At 65.9% G+C, this 19,746-nt stretch carries 18 protein-coding genes; 14 read left to right on the top strand and 4 right to left on the bottom strand.

The window, feature by feature from the left end; all coding sequences use genetic code 11:
* The first annotated feature begins 19 nt into the window (after positions 1 to 19).
* The 8 genes from ACZY0R_RS29885 (at position 20) to ACZY0R_RS29850 (ending at position 7,889) form a co-directional block, all read left to right on the top strand.
* Positions 20 to 1,120, top strand: a complete 1,101-nt coding sequence (locus ACZY0R_RS29885) for an ABC transporter ATP-binding protein (RefSeq protein WP_488863478.1) — start codon at positions 20 to 22, stop codon at positions 1,118 to 1,120.
* 1 nt (position 1,121) lies between these two features.
* A complete protein-coding gene (locus ACZY0R_RS29880) occupies positions 1,122 to 2,228 on the top strand; it encodes an ABC transporter ATP-binding protein (protein WP_488863476.1) in 1,107 nt (368 codons plus the stop codon).
* Between the two features lie 5 nt (positions 2,229 to 2,233).
* Positions 2,234 to 3,118, top strand: a complete 885-nt coding sequence (locus ACZY0R_RS29875) for a carbohydrate ABC transporter permease (protein WP_156176916.1) — start codon at positions 2,234 to 2,236, stop codon at positions 3,116 to 3,118.
* A complete protein-coding gene (locus ACZY0R_RS29870) occupies positions 3,111 to 3,932 on the top strand; it encodes a carbohydrate ABC transporter permease (RefSeq protein WP_276289910.1) in 822 nt (273 codons plus the stop codon). Before ACZY0R_RS29875 ends, ACZY0R_RS29870 begins: the two co-directional genes overlap by 8 nt.
* Positions 3,933 to 3,944: 12 nt before the next feature.
* Positions 3,945 to 4,253: a DUF2160 domain-containing protein gene (locus ACZY0R_RS29865; RefSeq protein WP_488863474.1), complete on the top strand. Its 309-nt coding sequence runs from the start codon at positions 3,945 to 3,947 to the stop codon at positions 4,251 to 4,253.
* 150 nt (positions 4,254 to 4,403) lie between these two features.
* Positions 4,404 to 6,134 carry an ABC transporter substrate-binding protein gene (locus ACZY0R_RS29860; RefSeq protein ID WP_488866259.1) on the top strand — a complete coding sequence of 577 codons (1,731 nt, stop codon included), beginning with the start codon at positions 4,404 to 4,406 and terminating at the stop codon, positions 6,132 to 6,134.
* A 354-nt stretch (positions 6,135 to 6,488) separates the two neighbouring features.
* Positions 6,489 to 7,151, top strand: a complete 663-nt coding sequence (locus ACZY0R_RS29855) for a copper resistance protein CopQ (RefSeq protein ID WP_488863472.1) — start codon at positions 6,489 to 6,491, stop codon at positions 7,149 to 7,151.
* A gap of 159 nt (positions 7,152 to 7,310) precedes the next feature.
* Positions 7,311 to 7,889, top strand: coding sequence for a TetR/AcrR family transcriptional regulator (locus tag ACZY0R_RS29850; RefSeq protein WP_488863470.1), 579 nt, complete (start codon positions 7,311 to 7,313; stop codon positions 7,887 to 7,889).
* Here the strand turns inward: ACZY0R_RS29850 and ACZY0R_RS29845 are convergent.
* Both ACZY0R_RS29845 and ACZY0R_RS29840 read right to left on the bottom strand, forming a co-directional pair.
* Positions 7,886 to 9,253 (bottom strand): APC family permease, encoded by a 1,368-nt coding sequence (locus ACZY0R_RS29845; protein ID WP_488863468.1) that lies wholly within the window; start codon positions 9,251 to 9,253, stop codon positions 7,886 to 7,888. The genes ACZY0R_RS29850 and ACZY0R_RS29845 overlap by 4 nt on opposite strands.
* Before the next feature lie 166 nt (positions 9,254 to 9,419).
* Positions 9,420 to 10,205 carry a LysR family transcriptional regulator gene (locus tag ACZY0R_RS29840; protein ID WP_488866257.1) on the bottom strand — a complete coding sequence of 262 codons (786 nt, stop codon included), beginning with the start codon at positions 10,203 to 10,205 and terminating at the stop codon, positions 9,420 to 9,422.
* Between the two features lie 233 nt (positions 10,206 to 10,438).
* On the opposite strand from ACZY0R_RS29840, the gene ACZY0R_RS29835 reads away from it, so the two are divergent.
* From ACZY0R_RS29835 to ACZY0R_RS29815, 5 genes are all read left to right on the top strand, one after another.
* Complete coding sequence (locus ACZY0R_RS29835; protein ID WP_488863466.1) at positions 10,439 to 11,041, top strand: cysteine hydrolase family protein; 603 nt, start codon at positions 10,439 to 10,441, stop codon at positions 11,039 to 11,041.
* 320 nt (positions 11,042 to 11,361) lie between these two features.
* Positions 11,362 to 12,360, top strand: a complete 999-nt coding sequence (gene waaC, locus ACZY0R_RS29830; protein ID WP_488863464.1) for a lipopolysaccharide heptosyltransferase I — start codon at positions 11,362 to 11,364, stop codon at positions 12,358 to 12,360.
* 564 nt (positions 12,361 to 12,924) lie between these two features.
* On the top strand, positions 12,925 to 13,539 hold the full coding sequence (locus ACZY0R_RS29825) for a TetR/AcrR family transcriptional regulator (protein WP_488863462.1): 615 nt from the start codon (positions 12,925 to 12,927) through the stop codon (positions 13,537 to 13,539).
* Positions 13,540 to 13,588: 49 nt separating this feature from the next.
* On the top strand, positions 13,589 to 14,815 hold the full coding sequence (locus ACZY0R_RS29820; protein WP_488863460.1) for a YbfB/YjiJ family MFS transporter: 1,227 nt from the start codon (positions 13,589 to 13,591) through the stop codon (positions 14,813 to 14,815).
* Positions 14,816 to 14,899: 84 nt separating this feature from the next.
* Entirely contained in the window at positions 14,900 to 16,021 is a 1,122-nt protein-coding gene (locus ACZY0R_RS29815) for an NADH:flavin oxidoreductase/NADH oxidase (RefSeq protein WP_488863458.1), read from the top strand.
* 70 nt (positions 16,022 to 16,091) lie between these two features.
* Here ACZY0R_RS29815 and ACZY0R_RS29810 read toward each other — a convergent pair whose 3' ends face one another.
* Entirely contained in the window at positions 16,092 to 17,075 is a 984-nt protein-coding gene (locus tag ACZY0R_RS29810; protein ID WP_488863456.1) for a Bug family tripartite tricarboxylate transporter substrate binding protein, read from the bottom strand.
* 82 nt (positions 17,076 to 17,157) lie between these two features.
* Positions 17,158 to 18,255, bottom strand: a complete 1,098-nt coding sequence (locus ACZY0R_RS29805) for a porin (protein ID WP_488863454.1) — start codon at positions 18,253 to 18,255, stop codon at positions 17,158 to 17,160.
* A 490-nt stretch (positions 18,256 to 18,745) separates the two neighbouring features.
* Between ACZY0R_RS29805 and ACZY0R_RS29800 the strand changes: the two genes are divergently transcribed.
* Entirely contained in the window at positions 18,746 to 19,627 is an 882-nt protein-coding gene (locus ACZY0R_RS29800; RefSeq protein ID WP_488863452.1) for an alpha/beta fold hydrolase, read from the top strand.
* Positions 19,628 to 19,746: the final 119 nt, after the last annotated feature.

Raw genomic sequence — 19,746 nt, 5'->3', positions numbered from 1 at the left:
GTCGAAACCCGGAGACCCGATGCAGCTCAGATTGGAAGCCATCGCCCAGCAGGCAGGCTCGCAGGCGTATCTGTATCCCATGTCTTTGTCGCCCGTGCCGGGCGCGGTGACTATTCTGCTCGGTGCCACGCAGGCCGGCAAGACTTCATTGATGCGGGTCATGGCGGGGCTGGACCGGCCCAGCGCCGGCCGGGTAGAGGTGGACGGCGTGGACGTGACCGGCATGCCGGTACGGGAGCGCAACGTCTCCATGGTCTACCAGCAGTTCATCAACTACCCCTCGCTGACCGTTTTCGACAATATCGCCTCGCCGCTCAAGCTGCGCCGCGCCAAGGACATCGATGGGCAGGTGCGCGCGCTCGCCGCCCGGCTGCATATCGAGCACCTGCTCGACCGCCTTCCCGCGGAGCTCTCCGGCGGGCAGCAGCAGCGCGTGGCACTGGCGCGCGCGCTGGCCAAGGGCGCGCCGCTGATGCTGCTGGACGAGCCCCTGGTCAATCTGGACTACAAGCTGCGCGAAGAACTGCGCGAGGAGCTGACGCAGCTCTTCGCCCATGGCAATGCCACGGTGATCTACGCCACCACGGAGCCGTCGGAGGCATTGCTGCTGGGCGGCCACACCGCGGTGCTGGATGCGGGCGAACTGTTGCAGTACGGGCCGACGCCGGAGGTCTTCCACTATCCCGCCTCGTTGCGCGTGGCGCGCGCCTTCAGCGATCCTCCGATGAACCTGATGGCGGGCGAGATGCAGGCAGGCGCGCTCGCGCTGGCGGGCGGCATTACTCTCCCGCTGCCCGAAGCGGCGGGTCACGCCGGCGCGGTGACGGTTGGCGTGCGGGCCGGCGCATTGCGGCTGGATGCCGTGTCCGGCTCCGTGCCGGTGGCTGGCCGCGTGGCGCTGGCGGAGCTGTCCGGATCGGATACCTTCGTGCATATGGACTCGCCGGTGGGCAACCTGGTGGCGCAGTTTCCTGGCGTGGTCGACCTGGAGCTGGGCGCGCCGCTCACGTTGCATCTCGATCCCGCGCAGCTCTACCTGTTCGATGCCGGTGGCGCGCGCATCCACGCGCCCAGGCGGCCGGGCAGGGTGGCGCCGGCGGCTGCCGAGCTGGGAGCCTGAGATGGCGCGCATCGACCTCGACCTGTCCCATTCCTACCGGCCCGAACCGCAATCGGATGAAGACTATGCGCTGCTGCCGTTGAAGTTCACCTTCAACGACGGCGGCGCCTACGCCCTGCTCGGGCCTTCCGGCTGCGGCAAGACCACCCTGCTCAATTGCATTTCCGGCCTGCAGCGGCCCTCGCACGGCACCGTCTCCTTCGATGGCCGCGACGTGACCGCGGCCACCCCGCAGGCGCGCAATATCGCCCAGGTGTTCCAGTTCCCGGTGATCTACGACACCATGACGGTAGGCGAAAACCTGGCTTTTCCGCTGCGCAACCGCGGCGTGGCACCGGCGCAGGTGAAGGAGCGCGTTGGCCGCGTGGCCGAGATGCTCGACCTGTCCACCTCGCTGGACCGCCGCGCGAGCGGCCTGGCAGCCGATGCCAAGCAGAAGATCTCGCTCGGGCGCGGGCTGGTGCGCCAGGACGTATCGGCCATCCTGTTCGACGAGCCGCTCACGGTGATCGATCCCCACCTCAAATGGCAGTTGCGCCGCAAGCTCAAGGAAATCCACCACGAGTTCCGGCTGACCCTGATCTACGTCACGCATGACCAGACCGAGGCGCTGACCTTCGCCGAGCAAGTGCTGGTGATGTCGCGCGGCAAGGCGGTGCAGGTGGGATCGGCCGATGCCTTGTTCGAGCGGCCGGCGCATACCTTCGTCGGCAACTTCATCGGCTCGCCGGGCATGAATTTCCTGGCGGGCCAATGGCGCGACGGAGCCATCGAGATCGCCGGGCGGCGCTATTTCCCCGAGCTGGCGCCGGCCATCGCCGGGGCCCTGCAGGCCGCCGGCACGTTCAAGGTGGGCGTGCGCCCCGAGTACCTGCGGATGGCCGCCAGCACCGATCCGCAGGCCGTGCCGGCGCGGGTGGAGCGCGCGCAGGACATCGGCACCTACTGGCTGGTCACCGCCACCGTGCGGGATGCGTCCGGCAACGCTGCCACGGTGCGCGGGCGGCTCGGCAACGAGGGCGCGGCGCTGCAGGCGGGCGAGACCGTGTGGCTGTCCGTGTTCAACCATCATACCTGTTACTACGTCAACGAGGAGCTGGTGGCATGAGCACGCTGAAGCCCGTCAACCAGAAGGCCTGGCTGCTGGTGATCCCGGTGGTGCTGTGCGTGGCGTTCTCCGCCATCCTGCCGCTGATGACCATTGTCAATTACTCGGTGCAGGACATCATCTCGCCCGAGCGCCGCGTGTTCGTCGGCACCGAATGGTTCCGCACGGTGCTGCGCGACGGCGAGCTGCACGATGCGCTGCTGCGCCAGCTCGGCTTCTCGCTGGCGGTGCTGGTGGTGGAGATCCCGCTGGGCATCCTGCTGGCGCTGTCGATGCCGGCCAAGGGGGTGAAGGCATCGGCGGTGCTGGTGGTGATCGCGCTGTCGCTGCTGATCCCGTGGAATGTGGTGGGCACGATCTGGCAGATCTTCGGACGTACCGACATCGGCTTGCTGGGCGCGGCCCTCGCCGGGATGGGGTTCGACTACAACTACACCGGCAGCGCGGTGGACGCCTGGTTCACGGTGCTGGTGATGGATGTCTGGCACTGGACGCCGCTGGTGGCGCTGCTGTGCTATGCCGGCCTGCGCGCGATTCCCGATGCCTACTACCAGGCCGCGCAGATCGACGGCGCCTCGCGCCTGGCGGTGTTCCGCTACATCCAGCTGCCCAAGCTGCGTGGTGTGCTGATGATCGCGGTGCTGCTTCGTTTCATGGACAGCTTCATGATCTACACCGAGCCCTTCGTGCTGACCGGCGGTGGCCCCGGCAACGCCACCACCTTCCTGTCGCAATTCCTGACGCAGAAGGCCGTGGGCCAGTTCGATCTCGGGCCGGCCGCGGCGTTTTCCATCATCTACTTCCTGATCATCCTGCTCACGTGTTTCATCCTCTATAACTGGATGCAGCGCGCGGGCACCGCCGGCAGCGAGGACATGCCTCATGCGTGAAGCCAATCGGAACGCCACCTACTGGCGCGCGGTATTCCTGCTGGGGTACCTGGTGTTCGCCATCCTGCCGATCTACTGGATGCTGAACATGTCGTTCAAGTCCAACGAAGAGATCGTCTCCACGCTGTCGCTGTGGCCAAACGATTTCACGCTGGAGCACTACAAGACCATCTTCACCGACGCGTCCTGGTACTCGGGCTATATCAACTCGATGATCTACGTGGCGATGAACACAGTGATCTCGATCACCGTGGCGCTGCCCGCTGCCTATGCGTTTTCGCGGTACCAGTTCATCGGTGACAAGCATGTGTTCTTCTGGCTGCTGACCAACCGCATGACGCCGCCGGCGGTGTTCCTGCTGCCGTTCTTCCAGCTCTATACGACGATCGGCCTGATGGATACGCACCTGGGCGTGGCGCTGGCCCACCTGGTGTTCAACGTGCCGCTGGCGGTGTGGATCCTGGAGGGCTTCATGTCGGGCGTGCCGCGCGAGATCGACGAGACCGCCTATGTGGATGGCTACTCCTTTCCGCGCTTCTTCATGACCATCTTCCTGCCGCTGATCAAGGCGGGCGTGGGCGTGGCCGCATTCTTCTGCTTCATGTTCAGCTGGGTGGAACTGCTGCTGGCGCGCACGCTGACATCGGTCAACGCCAAGCCCATCGTCGCCACCATGACGCGCACGGTGTCGGCCTCCGGCATGGACTGGGGCGTGCTGGCCGCGGCCGGGGTGCTGACCATCGTGCCCGGCGGCATCGTGATCTGGTTTGTGCGGCATTACATCGCGAAGGGCTTCGCGATGGGCCGCGTGTAAGGAGGAGAACGCATGTTCAGCTGGATGGTATGGACCACCCCGGTGGCCGTGTTCTTCGTCTGCATCGCACTGATGCTGGTGGGCATGACGGTGTGGGAGACGCGCGCGCCCACCATGGAGCGCAAGGGCTTCCTGCCCATCGCCACCACGCGGGGCGACCGGCTGTTCATCGGACTGATGTGCGCCGCCTGGATCAACCTGGCCTGGGTGGGCCTGGGGGAGAAGATGATGGTGTGGTTTTCGCTGGCGGAGGAGCCTTCGATCTGGATCAGCCTGGTGATTTCGATGCTTGCGCTGGCATTGGTGATGCGCAAGGGCTGAGGCTCGCACGGTTCGCCGGCAACCCGGGCCGGCAAGAATAAAGCGACGGATTTTTCGTCAATGGGCATGGCGGCCTGCACCTTCCCCGGACCGCGTCCCAAATAAAGAGCAGGGAGGGGGATTCTCGAGGAGACGTTCATGAAGGTGCACGTGAAGTTGGGCATGACGGCGCTGGCCTGCGCGGCGGCGCTCGCCTGCGGCCACGCCGCGTGGGCGGGCGAGGCCGAGGCCAAGAAGTGGGTCGACAGCGAGTTCCAGCCGTCGACGCTCTCCAAGGACAAGCAGCTCGCCGAGATGAAGTGGTTCATGGACGCGGCCGCCAAGCTCAAGGCCAAGGGCGTCACGCAGATCAGCGTGGTTTCCGAGACCATCACCACCCACGAGTACGAATCCAAGACGCTGGCCAAGGCCTTCGAGGAAATCACAGGCATCCAGGTCAAGCACGACATCATCCAGGAAGGCGACGTGGTGGAGAAGCTGCAGACCTCCATGCAGTCGGGCAAGTCCATCTACGACGGCTGGATTTCCGACTCGGACCTGATCGGCACCCACTACCGCTATGGCGCCATCCTGCCGCTGACCGACTATATGGCCGGCGCCGGCAAGGAGTGGACCAATCCGGGGCTGGACGTGAAGGACTTCATCGGCACCAAGTTCACCACGGCGCCGGACGGCAAGCTCTACCAGTTGCCTGACCAGCAGTTCGCCAACCTGTACTGGTTCCGTGCCGACTGGTTCGCGCGCAAGGACCTGCAGGACAAGTTCAAGGCCAAGTACGGCTATGACCTGGGTGTGCCCACCAACTGGTCCGCGTACGAGGACATCGCCAATTTCTTCTCCAACGACGTCAAGGAACTCGACGGCAAGAAGGTCTTCGGCCATATGGATTACGGCAAGAAGGATCCGTCGCTCGGCTGGCGTTTCACCGACGCCTGGCTGTCGATGGCCGGTTCGGCCGACAAAGGCCTGCCCAACGGCATGCCGGTCGACGAGTGGGGCATCCGCGTGGGCACCGACAAGTGCACGCCGGAGGGCGCTTCGGTATCGCGGGGCGGCGCCACCAACAGCCCGGCCGCGGTCTATGCGCTCACCAAGTACATCGACTGGATGAAGAAGTACGCGCCGCCGCAGGCCATGGGCATGACCTTCTCCGAAGCCGGCCCGGTGCCGGCGCAAGGGCAGGTGGCGCAGCAGATATTCTGGTACACGGCGTTCACCGCCGATATGACCAAGAAGGGCCTGCCGGTGGTCAACGCCGATGGCACGCCCAAATGGCGCATGGCGCCGTCGCCCTATGGCCCGTACTGGAAGCAGGGCATGCAGAACGGCTACCAGGACGTAGGCTCCTGGACCTTCTTTAAGAACACCGATCCCAACCGACTCGCGGCGGCGTGGCTCTACGCGCAGTTCGTGACCTCGAAGACGGTATCGCTGAAGAAGTCGCTCACCGGCCTGACCTTTATCCGCGACAGCGATATCCACCACGACTACCTCACCAAGAACGCGGCGCAGTACGGCGGCCTGATCGAGTTCTACCGCAGCCCGGCACGGGTCGCGTGGACGCCCACCGGGACCAACGTGCCTGACTATCCCAAGCTGGCGCAGTTGTGGTGGAAGAACGTGGCGACAGCCGTCACCGGAGAGAAGACGCCGCAGGCCGCCATGGACAACCTGGCCGAGGAAATGGACCAGGTGATGGGACGGCTGCAGCGCGCCGGCATGACGAACTGCGCGCCCAAACTGAACGCCAAGAGCGATCCCGCCAAATGGCTGTCGGATGACCACGCGCCTTGGAAGAAGCTGGCCAACGAGAAGCCCAAGGGCGAGACCATCGCCTACGACAAGCTGCTGCAGGCCTGGAAGGAAGGGCGGGTGCGGTAAGGCGATCTGGATAGTGGTCGCTTGGCCCTGAACGCGGCGGTGCAACGGTGACGTTGCGCCGCCGTTTTTCCGTCCTGAACGAAGTGCCCCCTCATCGACATTAAGGATGTTGAAAAAATTCCTTGACTGTCTATCTACTAGTAGGTAATATTCAGCACATGGAAGCCACTGCTCCGCCCCAGCGAGAAAGCTGAAGCAGGAAAGAGGATCCAGCGCAACACCCGGGGAATCCCCGTTTTTTTGGGCCAGCCAGTCTATCTACTAGTAGATAACGGCCAGAAAGAACGAAGGCTTCCAAAGCGTACCGATTCGATTCCGCCCCAGCGCGGATCCTCAAAGTGAATGGAGAACATCATGACCTCGAACCTCTTCGCCAAGACCCTGATCACCGCCGCCGCCCTTGCCGCCGCCTTCGTTGCCGGCACCGCGCAAGCCTCGGGCCCGAAGGACAGCACGTTTGCCGGTGACAAGTACGGCTATGTGTTCCGCAGCGCTACGCCCGACGCGTTCACCGACGGCGCGCGTAGCGGCAAGGCCGACCCGTTCACCGAAGGTGCCCGCGTCGGCAAGGCTGATCCGTACACCGACGGCGCCCGTATCGTCGCCGGCCTGGACCGCGCCGGCGTGTCGGCTTCCTCGGCTCGCAGCGTGGATGGCTATACCGATGGCGCCCGCAGCGGCAAGTTCGACCCGTTCACCGAAGGTGCCCGCGTCGGCAAGGCTGATCCGTACACCGACGGCGCCCGCATCGTCGCCGGCCTGGACCGCACCGGTGTGTCGGCTTCCCCGGCTCGCAGCGTCGATGGCTATACCGAAGGCGCCCGTAGCGGCAAGTTCGACCCGTTCACCGAAGGTGCCCGCGTCGGCAAGGCCGACCCCTACACCGACGGAGCCCGTATCGTCGCCGGCCTGGACCGCACCGGCGTGTCGGCTTCCCCGGCCCGTAGCGTCGATGCCTACACGGATGGCGCCCGTACCGGCAAGTTCGATGTATTCACCGAAGGCGCCAACGCCTGAACGATGTCGTGAAGTGAATCAACCTGTCAGCCAATGAGTCTGGTGGTGCATGCAAAGAGCCGGTAGCACCGGCTTTTTGCCATTGATGCCGGGAACAACCTCCGGCAAGGGCACCGCCACCGTTTTCCGAGGGTCCGCCGAAAGGTGGATGCATGCCATATGACAACCCAATCCGTACGCGAACAACTGCTTGAGCACACCCTGGTGCTGGTGCGGCAGCGGGGCTTCAATGGCTTCAGCTATCGGGACCTCGCCGAGCGGGTAGGGGTCAAGACCTCCAGCATCCACTACTACTTCCCCTCCAAAGAGGACCTGCTGACGGCGGCGGTGACGGAATACAGCGCACGCAACTCCAGCTATGTGCGCGACATCGACACCAGCCTGCCCGTGGCCGAGCAGGCTCGCGCGTATCTGAAGCCCTGGCACGCTACGGCGGGCGGTGACGCGATCTGCCTGGTGGGCATGCTTTCCACGGAAGCCTTGCTGCTGCCCGAGGCGGTGCATCGCATCCTCAAGGATTTCTATCGGCTGAATGAAGGCTGGCTCACCCGCTTGCTCGAAAGCGTGCCGCGGAACAGGCGGGGTACGCAGAGCCATGCCATGCCATTGCCTCCTCAGTCGATGGCGCAAGCGGTCTTCGGCGCCCTGCAGAACGGGCTGGTGGTGGCGCGCCTGTTCGGCGCCCCCCAGCGTATCGAAGCCGCGTCGGATCTGCTGATGGCGTCTGTCGCTGCCTAGGCGGCCAGTTGGCGCCGCCGGTTCAGCCAGAGCGGTACGGCGCCGGCGGCGATGCCGCCCAGGGCGACCACGCGCGTGGCCAGGTCGAAACTCGGGATGCTGTAAAGCGCGATAAACCACAGGAACGCCGCGCTGCCAGCCGGCCAGAGCACCCGCAACAACAGTCTGGCCGGCGTGCGGGCGGCATGGCGCAGGGAGTACCAGGCGCAGGCGAATCCTGCCAGTCCGTAATAGAACGCCACCTGGAAGCCGATGGCGTTGACCGAGTCCTGGATGATCTGGCCCACGCTGCTGAAGCCCGCGGACAGGGCCAGCAACAGCAAGCCGAACGATGCAATCGCGGTTGTCGCCACCCACGGCGTGCGCCAGGTGCGATGCAATGCGGCATAGCGCGGGTGCAGCAAGCCATCGCGGCCTTTGGCGTAAAGGGTGCGGGTGAACTGCAGGATCGAGGTTTCCAGCGTACCCACGGTGCTGAGCATGACGGCCAGTACGGCCAGATAGTCCCACGGGCGCGGCAAGAGCCGGGCGGCGAGGGCGAACACAGTATTGGTGCCGGCACGGCGGATGTCCTCGTCGCTCAACACCGCCAGGCTGGCGACGACGAAGGCCAGGAACAGCGCAAGGACGATGAGCATGGAAAGCACGGCCCCGTTGCCGGGCGCATGCTCCGGATCGCGCGTTTCCTCTGTCAGGTTGGCCGTCACGTCCCAGCCCCAGAAGAAGAACAGCGCCACCAGCGCGCCATTGGCAAACAGTTGCGGCGTAAAGCCGGCTGGCGATAACCATGACAGCGAGAGCGGATGCGCAAGCGGCAACGGCGCCCGTAGCAGGGCTGCGAGCACGATTGCCGCCAGCACGCCCACCTCGACCAGCGTCATCGCCACCTGGGTATAGCTGGTCAGCTTGATGCCCTTGATCACGACGGCGCTTACCGCCAGCAGCCAGCCCGCTGCGACCAGCGTGACCACGGGCGGGCGTTCGGCCAGCGCCGGATCGAACAGCAGCAAGGTGGCGGTCGCGGCGGGAACGGTGCCCGACACCATGAATACCGCCGAGGCCACCAGCAGCGTCCAGCCCGCGAAGAAACCCAGCACAGGATGAAAGATCTCGGACACCCAGGTATAGCAGGCGCCGGCGTTGGGATGCAGCCTGTTCAGTTGCTGGTAGGACAGCGTCACGCCGAACATGATCAGCCCGCAGTACAGCAAGCTGGCCGGCGCCAGGACCCCCACCGTGGCGACCAGGGTGGCCGTGGTTGCCGTCAGGCTGAAGGCGGGTGCCGTGCCCGCCACGCCCATCACCACGGATTCGCCCAGCCCGAGCGCGCCTGCATCCAGCTTTGCCGGTGAGTCCCGGTCCATGGTGGTGCTCCCGGTGCGGCCGGGTTGCCGAGGGCGGCAAGCCGGCTGGCCAATGATCGCAATGAGCGCGCTACGGCGTGCCTTAGCCAACTATACTGCCTGCCCCCGCGCTTTCAACGGATTCCGCCGTCACCGGCGGCGTCGGCCAACGTCCGTGTTGCAAGGTTCAAGGGCATTGCCGCAACTCACCGGCCAGCCAGTCGATGACCGGCCGGAACCGTGAAGCGCCGCGAAATTCCTGCGGATAGGCCAGCCAGATCTCCCGCAACACCTCTGGCACCTCGCGCACCAGCGTGAGCCGCGTATCGTCGCGCGCCAGGTAATGTGGCAGCAGGCCGATGCCTAGACCGGTGCGGATTGCCTCAAGCACCGCCAGCAGGTTGTTCGACTGGAAACCCTTGCGTGCCGCCAGCGCCCGGGTCCATTCGGATTCCGGCAGGGACAGGCCTTCGTCCAGCAGGCCGCACAGCGGCGCGGCAGCGAGATCCTGCTCGTTCCAGGCGCCGGCACCGGCTGGCCGTGCCGGGGCATAGAGGCCGAAGCTCATGCTGCCGGCGCGCTGCGCGATCACGTCGCTTTCCTGCGGCCGCGCCAGACGCACCGCGATGTGGGCGCGGCGCCGGGCCAGGCTGGCGATGCGATTGTCCGTTTCCAGCCGGACTTCCAGTTGCGGGTGCGCGCGATAGAGCGCGAACATGCGCGGCGTCAGGAAGTGGCTGCCGAGCGTCGCGGTGCAGGCAATGCCGACCACGCCGGAAACGCCGCTGCCGGCGTCCTCCACTTCGCGCAGCAGGCGTTCGACCGAGTTCTCCATCTGCTGCGCCGCCGCCAGTGCCGCGCGGCCGGCCGCGGACAGCGCGAAGGCGCCGTCGGTGCGCGTCGCCACGGGCTTGCCGAGCGCGGTCTCAAGCCGGCGGATGCGGCGGATCGCGGTGGCGTGCGTGACCTCCAGCTCGCGGGCACAGGCCGAATAGTTGCCAGTCCGGATCAGCGTGGACAGGGGTCAGCAGGTCGTCCCAGTGGAGTGAGCGTTTTTGCACAATGGTTGTGAGGCAATTGAGAATTGGCGAACAGGATAGCGCGGCTTATCATCGCTTGCATGGATGCCGCCACCGTGGCGCCTGCCTGTACCCGATCAATAGCCGCTCAGTACCGGCTCACATACCGACTTCGAAAGGAATCACGATGGCCGCACCCTTCACCTTGCTCGACCTCGCCGGTGCCAGCCGCGCTCCTTCGGCCTGGGAAGCAGCTACCCTGGTCTTGATCGACCACCAGCGCGAATACGTGGACGGCAAGCTGCCGCTGACAGGCATGCCGGCGGCCATCGCGGCCTGCGGCGAACTGCTGGCGCTGGCGCGCCGCCGCGGCAGCCCGGTGGTGCACGTGGTGCATCACGGCCGGGCCGGTGGTGGTGCCTTCGATCCGGAAGGGCCTTACGCGGCCATCGTCGCGGGGCTGGAACCGCAGGCCGGTGAACATACCGTGGTCAAGGGCCTGCCCAATAGTTTTGCCGGTACGACCCTGGCGGCGTTGCTGGAAAGACTTGGCCGCAAGGAACTGATCGTGGCGGGCTTCCAGACCCATATGTGCGTGAGCGCAACGGTGCGGTCCGCGCTCGATCATGGTTATCGCAGCACCGTGGTGGCCTCGGCCTGCGCCACGCGGGACCTGCCGGACCCGCTGGGCGGAGCGCCCCTCGCGGCGGCGGAAGTGCACCGCGGCTCGCTGGCCGCCCTGCATGACCGCTTTGCCACGGTGGTGGCCAGCGCAGCCGCCTGGCGCTGAGTGGCGGGGCGGGCTGCGCATGCGCCACGCGGAGCCCGGTTCAGCGCAAGAGTGACGGCCGGCAAGCCGCTACGCAGCACGCAAGTCAGCGCTGATTGCGTGGCGGATCCTTCGCTGGCCACATATCCCGGACCGGGGTGCGTTTTAGCGGAAGTCGAAGGAAAAGATGGCATGGCGCGGGCGCGTGGCGAGTGCCGCGCGGACCCCATCTCAGGCTGACACACGTTGCGTAATGCGTGCGCGGGCTATGGCCCTGGTGCATACTACGGCCTCGCCGCAAGCCGGCGAAGCTTGTCCGCAACCCGACCCCCGCCATATCCATGAAACGCATCCTCCTCATCAAGATCACCTCGCTTGGCGATATGGTGCACACCTTGCCATTGGTGTCCGACCTGCGCCGCGCTTATCCCGAGGCCAAGATCGACTGGGTGGCCGATGCTTCCTGCGCCGATATTCCCCGCTGGGCCGTGGGCGTCGACCGCGTGATCGCGCCGCCGCTGCGCGGCTTCAAGAAGTCCCGTAGCTGGGCCGACCTGCGTGCCATCTTCGGCGCGCTGTGGGCATTGCGCCGCGAAAAGTACGATGTGGTGGTGGATGTGCACGGCGTGTATAAAAGCGCCATCGTGGCCTGGCTGGCGCGCTCGAGCCGGCGCCTGGGCTACGCCGCCGAGTATCTGGGCGAGGCGCGTGCCGTGTTCGCCTATACGCAGATCTTCGGGCCGCACGGAGACGCCACCGCGCGCCACAAGATGCGCATGGTGGTCGCCAACGCGCTTGGCTACGCACTGGATCCCGTCGAACATTACGCACTGCGCGTGCCTGCGCCCGCCGCACCGCTCAATGCCGACGGCGTGCCGCGCGCCATGTTGTTCCACGCTACCTCGGTCGAGGCCAAGAAATGGCCCCAGCAGCGGTGGATCTCGGTCGGCAGGACGCTGGCCGGACGTGGCTACAAGATCCAGTTGCCCTGGGGCTCGCCCGCCGAGCGCGAGCAATCGGAGGCGCTTGCTGCCGAGATACCCGGCGCCGAGGTCTTGCCGCGCATGACCATTACCGAATGCGCGCAACGGGTGGACGCCGCCGCGCTGGTGGTCGGCACCGACACCGGCTTCGTCCACCTGGCCGATGCGCTGGGCAAGCCGTCGGTGATGCTGTTCACGGTGACCGACAGCCAGCATTTCGGGATCGACACGCCGGGGCAGTCTGTCTCCGTGGGCGCCCGCGGCGTGGTGCCCGAGGTCGATGAGGTGCTCGCCGCGATCGACCGGGTCACCAGCGGTCAGGCCACGCCACAAGTGGCGGCCGCCAGCCTGGGCTGAACCGGCGCCCGATCTGCGGCTGCCTGCGTTGCGGACAGGGGTGATCAGCCAGCCGCCGCGGGTGCTTCAACACGTCACGCGTTGATCGTTTGCCCGCCCCGCGCGCCGGACGCCGGATGTGCCGGGCGGGCACGCCGCCTGGGCGATGGCTTGCCGTCGCACCGGCGCTGCCGCCAAAACTTCATCTAGCTACCCATCAGCCGAAGCGCGTTCAGTTGGTGTTCCAGGCATCCCTGGCATCACCTTCCCGTTGTCCACGTAGATCCGACGATGGCTGTAGCTGCGGCGCTGCGCGCGCAGCGGCGGTTCGCTGTCTGTCTCGACATCCTATGCCCGTCCGGGTGGCTTTCACGGCGCAATAGCCTGCCACGGCTTCGCACATGCGCAAATGCCGCTATCTGGCCGCATTTCATGTTGATCATTTGATGAACATTCCCCTGGCACACTAACGGTCATTCGCATTTACCTTGCGTTCTATATCGTCCGATATATAATCGATTTTGTATCGTATGATACAAAACGTATCCATCCAGTTCCACCTTAGCCAGCCAAGCCGGAGCAACCATGGCACGACCCCGCGAATTCGACGAACAACAGGTGCTGGAAGCAGCCGGAGATGCCTTCTGGGCGAACGGTTTCGAAGCCACCTCCACGCGCGATCTCGTCAAGTGCACGGGTTTGACGCAGCCCAGCCTCTACAACGCCTTCGGTGACAAGCGCGGGCTGTTCCTGCGCGCGCTGGAGCATTACCTGGAGCGCACGCTGCACGAGCGGATTGCACGGCTGGAATCGTCGCAAACGCCCGGCCATGCCATCGCGGCCTTCTTCGGCGAGATCGTCGATCGTTCCGTTGCGGACGCGCGGCACCGCGGCTGCATGCTGGTCAATGCTGCCGTGGAGTCGACGCCGGGCGACGAGGCATGCCGCCAGGGCATCGCCGGCGAACTTGCCCAGATCCAGGCTTTCTTCCAGCGCTGCATGGCGGCAGCGCAGGCAAGCGGCGAGGTGCCGAAGCGCCTCCCGGCAGCGGACGCGGGCGCGCACCTGCTGGCGGTCCTGCTGGGGGTGCGAGTGCTCGCCCGGGTCAGGCCGGAACGCGCGCTGCTCACCGGCGCCGTCAGTCCGGCGCTGAGCCTGCTCGGCCTGCCGCCGCTGCCCGTCGCGGCCAGCACGGCATGAGACGCTTGCCGGCACAGCGAACCACGTATCGAATCCGCAGGAATGCATCATGTCTGAAAACACAGCCACGATCCCAAGCCCCATGGCGTCGACGCTCGATGCCCGCGCACTGTTCGCCACCCTCGCCGGGCTGTGCGGCAGCCTGGTAGCCATCGGCCTCGCGCGCTTCGCCTACACGCCGCTGATTCCGCCGCTGATCCAGGCGCATTGGTTCACGTCGTCGCAGGCGGTGACGCTCGGCGCGGCGAATTTCGCCGGCTACCTGGCCGGCGCGCTGCTGGGTCGTCCCATTGCCAATGCGCTATCCAACCGCCATGCGTTGCGGCTGTTGATGCTGATCGCAACGGCCGCCTTCTTTGCCTGCGCGCACCCGTTGTCGGTGAGCTGGTTCTTTGCCTGGCGCTTCGCGTCCGGCGTCTCGGGCGGCGCCATCATGGTGCTGGTGGCGACCACGATCCTGCCGCATATCCCACCCGCCCGGCGCGGCTTTGCCAGCGGCATGATCTTCCTGGGGCTCGGACTCGGCATTGCGGCCTCGGGCACCATCATTCCCAGGTTGTTGCAGCTGGGTCTGAAGGACACTTGGATCGGTCTCGGCGTGTTCGCGGCCATCCTGACCGCCGTGAGCTGGTTCGGCTGGCCGGGCTCGGCCCCGGCAGCGCCGGCACCGGGTGCCGGTACGCAGCCGGTCAGGCGCGGGAACACGGCATTGCGCGTGTTGTACGCCCAGTACGCCGCGAACGCGCTCGGGCTTGTGCCTGCCATGGTGCTGCTGGTGGACTATGTGGCGCGCGGGCTGGGCCGGGGTGCGGAGACCGGTGCCGGGTACTGGGTCTTGTACGGTGTCGCGGCCATCGCGGGACCTGTCGTGTGCGGCAATGTGGCTGATCGCATCGGCTTCGGGCCGGCTTATCGCATCGCGTTGCTGCTGCAGGCGATTGCCGTAGCCACGCTCGCCTTGTCCGGCAACCCGATTCTCATTGGCGTCGCTACCGTGGTCCTGGGCATTTTCACGCCCGGCATCGTGCCGCTGGTGCTTGGGCGTATCCAGGAAATGGTGCCGCACGACCATATCGAGCAGCGCGCCGTGTGGAGCCGCGCCACCACGGCCTTTGCCTTGTTCCAGGCCCTCGCCGGCTACGGCTACTCGTACCTGTTCACGCTTTCGCACAACAACTATGCGCTGATCTTCCTGTGCGGCGCGGTGGCGCTGGCCTTGGCGCTGACCGCCGACATCCTCACGGGGCGCAGGCCGCAGCCAGTTGCCGCGTCCTGAGGAAAACAGGAAGGCGTCCTAGAATGGACGGGCGCCACGCACGCCACAGACAATCGCCAGGAAAAACAGCAAGGAGTCGTTCCCATGAGTCAAAGCCGGTTATTCGAACCCTTATCCATTGGCAATCTGCGGTTGGAAAACCGCATCGTGATTGCGCCGATGTGCCAATACTCCGCCGAGGAGGGCTCGGCCGGCGACTGGCACATGATTCATCTCGGCCAGCTCGCGCTGTCCGGCGCCGGAATGATGATCATCGAGGCATCTGCCGTGTCGGCGGAAGGGCGCATCACGCCGGGGGATCTTGGCCTCTATTCGGATGCGAATGAGGCGGCCCTTGGAAAAGTGATCAGCGCAGCCAGGGCGCACGCGCCGATTGCACTTGCGATACAGCTTGCCCATGCGGGGCGCAAGGCATCCAGCCACGCCCCCTGGGACGGCGGCAGTCAGATACGGCCCGACCAGCCGCTGGGCTGGAAGACGGTGGCGCCATCCGCTGTGCCGCACGCGGAGGGCGAGGATGCGCCGCTGGCGCTGGATCGCGCAGGCATGGACAAGGTGCGCGACGATTTCGTCGCCGCCGCCGTTCGCGCGGCGCGTCTCGGGCTCGACGGCATCGAACTGCATTTCGCGCATGGCTACCTGCTGCATCAGTTCCTGTCGCCGCTGGCTAACAAGCGCGAGGACGAGTATGGCGGCAGCGTGGAGAACCGTATGCGTTTCCCCATCGAGGTGTTCGACGCGGTGCGCGCGGCATTTCCCGCCGACAAGCCGGTGTGGGCGCGCATCTCGGCTACCGACTGGGTGCCCGGCGGTTGGGATATCGAAGGCACGGTGGCGCTGTCGAAGGCGCTCAAGGCGCGTGGCTGCGCGGCGATCCACGTGACTACCGGCGGCGTCTCGCCGGCGCAGGCCATCAAGCTGGGGCCCGGCTACCAGGTGCCCTATGCGCAGCGTGTCAAGGCCGAGGTCGGCTTGCCGACCATCGCGGTGGGGCTCATCACCGAGCCCGAGCAGGCCGAAGCCATCATCGCCAACGGCGAAGCGGATGCGGTTTCGCTGGCGCGCGCCATGCTCTACGATCCGCGCTGGCCGTGGCACGCCGCGGCCAGGCTTGGCGCGCAGGTCCATGCGCCGAAGCAGTACTGGCGTTCGCAGCCACGCGAGTACAAGGATCTGTTTTTCGATGCCAGCTTCGGGCAGCGCTAGTCACGGTGAAAGCGAAAAATCAACGAAAAACGGCCCGCCGGAAGGGGCGGGCCGTCATCGCCTGTTCGCGTCAGTCAGCCTGGATGCCGAACTCCTTGACGATCTTTGCATAGCGCGTCGAATCGGACGCGATCAGCTTGCCCAGCGTGCCGGGTTCGCCGCCAACGGGCGTGACCGCGATGGTGGCCATGCGCGCTACCACGTCGGGCATCTTCAGGATGTCGTTGACGTGCGCGTTCAGCGTCTTCACCAGTTCCGGCGAAAGCCCCTTCGGCGCCAGCAGCGCCTGCCAGGCGCCGACGTCCACATCCTTGTAGCCCAGTTCGAGCAGCGTCGGCACGTTCGGTGCGAACGGCGAGCGCTTCAGGTCGGCCACGGCCAGCGGCACGATGCTGCCGGCAGTGATGTACTGGCCCACCGCGCCGAGCGTGGAGTAAGTCATCGGCACCTGGCCGCCCAGCACGTCGACCACCGCCGGCGCCGTGCCGCGATACGGCACCTGCGAGATCTTTACGCCAGCCGCCTTGTTGAACAACTCGCCAAGAATGTGCATGGGCGAACCGTTGCCCGGACTGGCGTAGGTTTGCAGGCTGCCGGATTTGGCGCGTGCGACCAGGTCGGGCAGCTTGGTGATCCCGGAGTTCTTATTGACGACCACGAAGAGCGACTGGATGCCGATCTGCGCAATGGGCGTGAAATCGTTGCGCACGTCGTAGGCGGCCCCGGTGCCGCTCTTGAGCACCAGCGGCGCGATGGCGACCGTGTTGGGCGCGACCAGCAAGGTATAGCCATCGGGCGCTGCCTTGGCGACGTAAGCGCTGCCGATCGTGCCGGCCGCGCCAGTGCGGTTTTCGACCACGACGGACTGGTGCAGGCGCGCGGAGAGCTTTTCCGCGAGCAGGCGGGCCAGCACGTCGGTATCGCCGCCGGCGGGGTAGGCGACGACCAGCGCAATGGGTTTGTTGGGGTAGGCCTGCGCGCAGGCGGTGCCTGCCGCCATCACGGCGGCCGTGGCTGCGAGGGCAGCAAACAGGTTGCGGGTTGCAAACTTCATGATGAGACGCCTCTAGGTAGACTTCGCGGCGGATGGGATGATCCGTTCCATCCGGCTTGCGCCGCGTGGCGGCGCGCGGGCTTTAGAACGTGTGCTTGATGCCGATCATCGTGCCCAGCTGGTTGCCGCCGGGCTTGGGGTTGGAGCCTGTCTGGGCGCCGCTGACCGACTGGGCGAGCTGGCCGCCGTTGTCGATGAAGCCGGCCGTGGCATACACGGAGGTGCGCTTGGAGAAGGCGTAGGTACCACGCAGCGCGTACAGCATCGCCTTGTTGTCGCTGTTGTGATACTTGAGGTAGTAGACCTGGCCGGCCAGCGTGAACGCGGGCGTGATGTCATACGCCAGGCCGGCGTACCAGAGGTCGCTGCGCGGCGTCGGACTGCCATCGTTGTCGCGGCGGATCACGCCCAGGCCCATCTTGGTCTTGGACAGCAGCACATAGCCGTTGAGCGAGAGCCGGTCATCCGACTGGTTGCTCCTGGTCAGGCCGCCGAATGCCCCGGGTCCGCCGCGCAGCGAGTCATAGGCCGCTGCCACGCCCCACCACTTGTTGTCGTACTGGAGCAATGCCGACCATTCGCGGCAAGCCTTTGAGTCGGCCGGATTTTCGCCTGCGCAATTGGTGCCGGCCGGGCTCGGGCCCGCATTCACCACATCGCGGCCAAAGCTATAGGTGGCGCCCAGCGTGAAACCGCCAAACGTGCCCTTGTAGGAAACGGCGTTGTCGGCGCGCGCGTTCGGCAGATAGCTGTCGAGCGATCCCGAGCCGTACACGTTGGGACCGAGGATGTCCGGGTCCAGCGTGGCCCAGAACAGCATGGTGTACTGGCGGCCCAGGGCCACCTGGCCCCAGGGGCCGGAGAGGCCCACCAAGGCTTGCCTGCCGAACAGCCGGCCGCCCTGGTTGGACGTGCCGGAGTCTGGCGCGAAACCGGATTCGAGCACGAACAGGCTCTTGAGGCCGCCGCCCAGGTCCTCCGTGCCGCGGATGCCCCAACGTGACGGCACCGTCCCGGTCAGGGTGTTCATGCGGAACACGTTGTCCTTAGCCGCGCCAATATTGTTCACGTACTCGACGCCGGTATCGACCACGCCGTACAGCGTCACCGTCGATTGGGCCGAGGCCAGCAGGGGTACCGCGACTGCAAGGGCAGCCAGCGCAATCCGTCCAAGTTTCATTGATCGATTCCTCTTCCTTGTCCACCGTATCGTTTTGTTGGCGTCGCCATGCTTCGCCAGACCATTACCCGGGCCGGATGGGTGCATCTCGGGTTGTGCACGTTCCGGCTTTTTGTTTTATATGTGAAACATCAGATTACATAAGAAACAACGAGCAAAATATAGCCGTTCATTTCCGGAAAAACATGGGCGGGAAATCCCTAGTGATGTGGAGAAGCGACGAGATAGCGCCGCATAAGCGGCATCCGCGGCACAGTGGTGCACAAGAACGGTGCGATGGTTCGGTAGGGCAAGACTCCGCCGTGCGCTGGCAAACCGCACGGCCGCTGGGACCGGCGACAGCCAGCGTGCCGGCGCATGTCCGCCTGCACCAAAACGTGACAGCGCTGCGGTTTAGGGAAGTTTTTTTGCAAGGGGTTAACCCTGATCAATTTCCAGCAGCCGCCGGTCTATATTCCCTAGGTTTTATTCGCAAACTACGGTTTCATATATGGAACAAAATGACCCATCCCAGGCAATCCAGCCTGCTGCAGCGCTGCTCCGGGCGCTCGACACCGGCTTTACGGAGCGGCGAGTGGCTACCGGCAGCGACGGCGCGCAAATCGCTTACCGTCGCGGCGGAAGCCACGGGCCGGTCGTGGTGCTGTTGCATGGCATCAGTTCCGGCGCGGCTTCCTGGTTGCCATGCGCGAGCCTGCTGGCAGCCGATGCCCGTGTGATCGCGTGGGATGCACCCGGTTATGGCAATTCGCAAGCGTTGCAAACCGCTGCGCCCGCGGCAGCCGACTACGCCCGGAGCCTGGCGGGCCTGCTGCGCGCACTGGATGTGCGGCCCGATGTGATCGTCGGCCATTCGCTCGGCGCGTTGATGGCGGCGGCCTATGTGGCGCAAGCGGGCCCGGCGCAGCTTCCCCGACAGCTGCTGCTGCTCAGCCCGGCCCAGGGCTACGGCGGTCCCGGCAAGGCTGACAAGGCAAAAGTGGTGGCCCGCCAGCGGCTCGACGCACTTGCGGCAGTGGGAGTGGAGGGCCTGGCCGAGCGTGGTCCGGGCCGCCTGCTGAGCACCGCGGCCGGCGCCGATGCGCAGGCCTGGGTGCGCTGGAATATGCGCCGCCTGGACCCGGACGGCTACCGGCAAGCCGTGGCGATGCTGTGCGGAGACGATATCGGCGCATATCTCGCGCGTCGGGACCCAGGCGTCAGTGCGCGGGTCGGCTGTGGTGCCCTGGATATCGTGACGCCGCCGCCAGGATGCGCGGCGCTGGCGGAACGCTTCGCCTTGCCGTTCGAACTGGTGCCCGATGCCGGTCATGCCTGCTATGTGGAGCAGGCAGGTTCTGTCGCCCGCTGGATTCGCAGCGCGCTCGCCTGACACAGCCACCGGGCGCGGATACGGCTGCGCGCAGCCTTGCCGCGCCTTTCCGCACCGCTTTTCCCCGCCCGCATCCATCTCGCCTCCGGCGTGCTTCCGGCCGATCCCCGGCCCCGTGC

Source organism: Cupriavidus sp. F041 (genome assembly GCF_057814235.1).
This window is presented reverse-complemented; position numbering and strand designations above follow the sequence as displayed.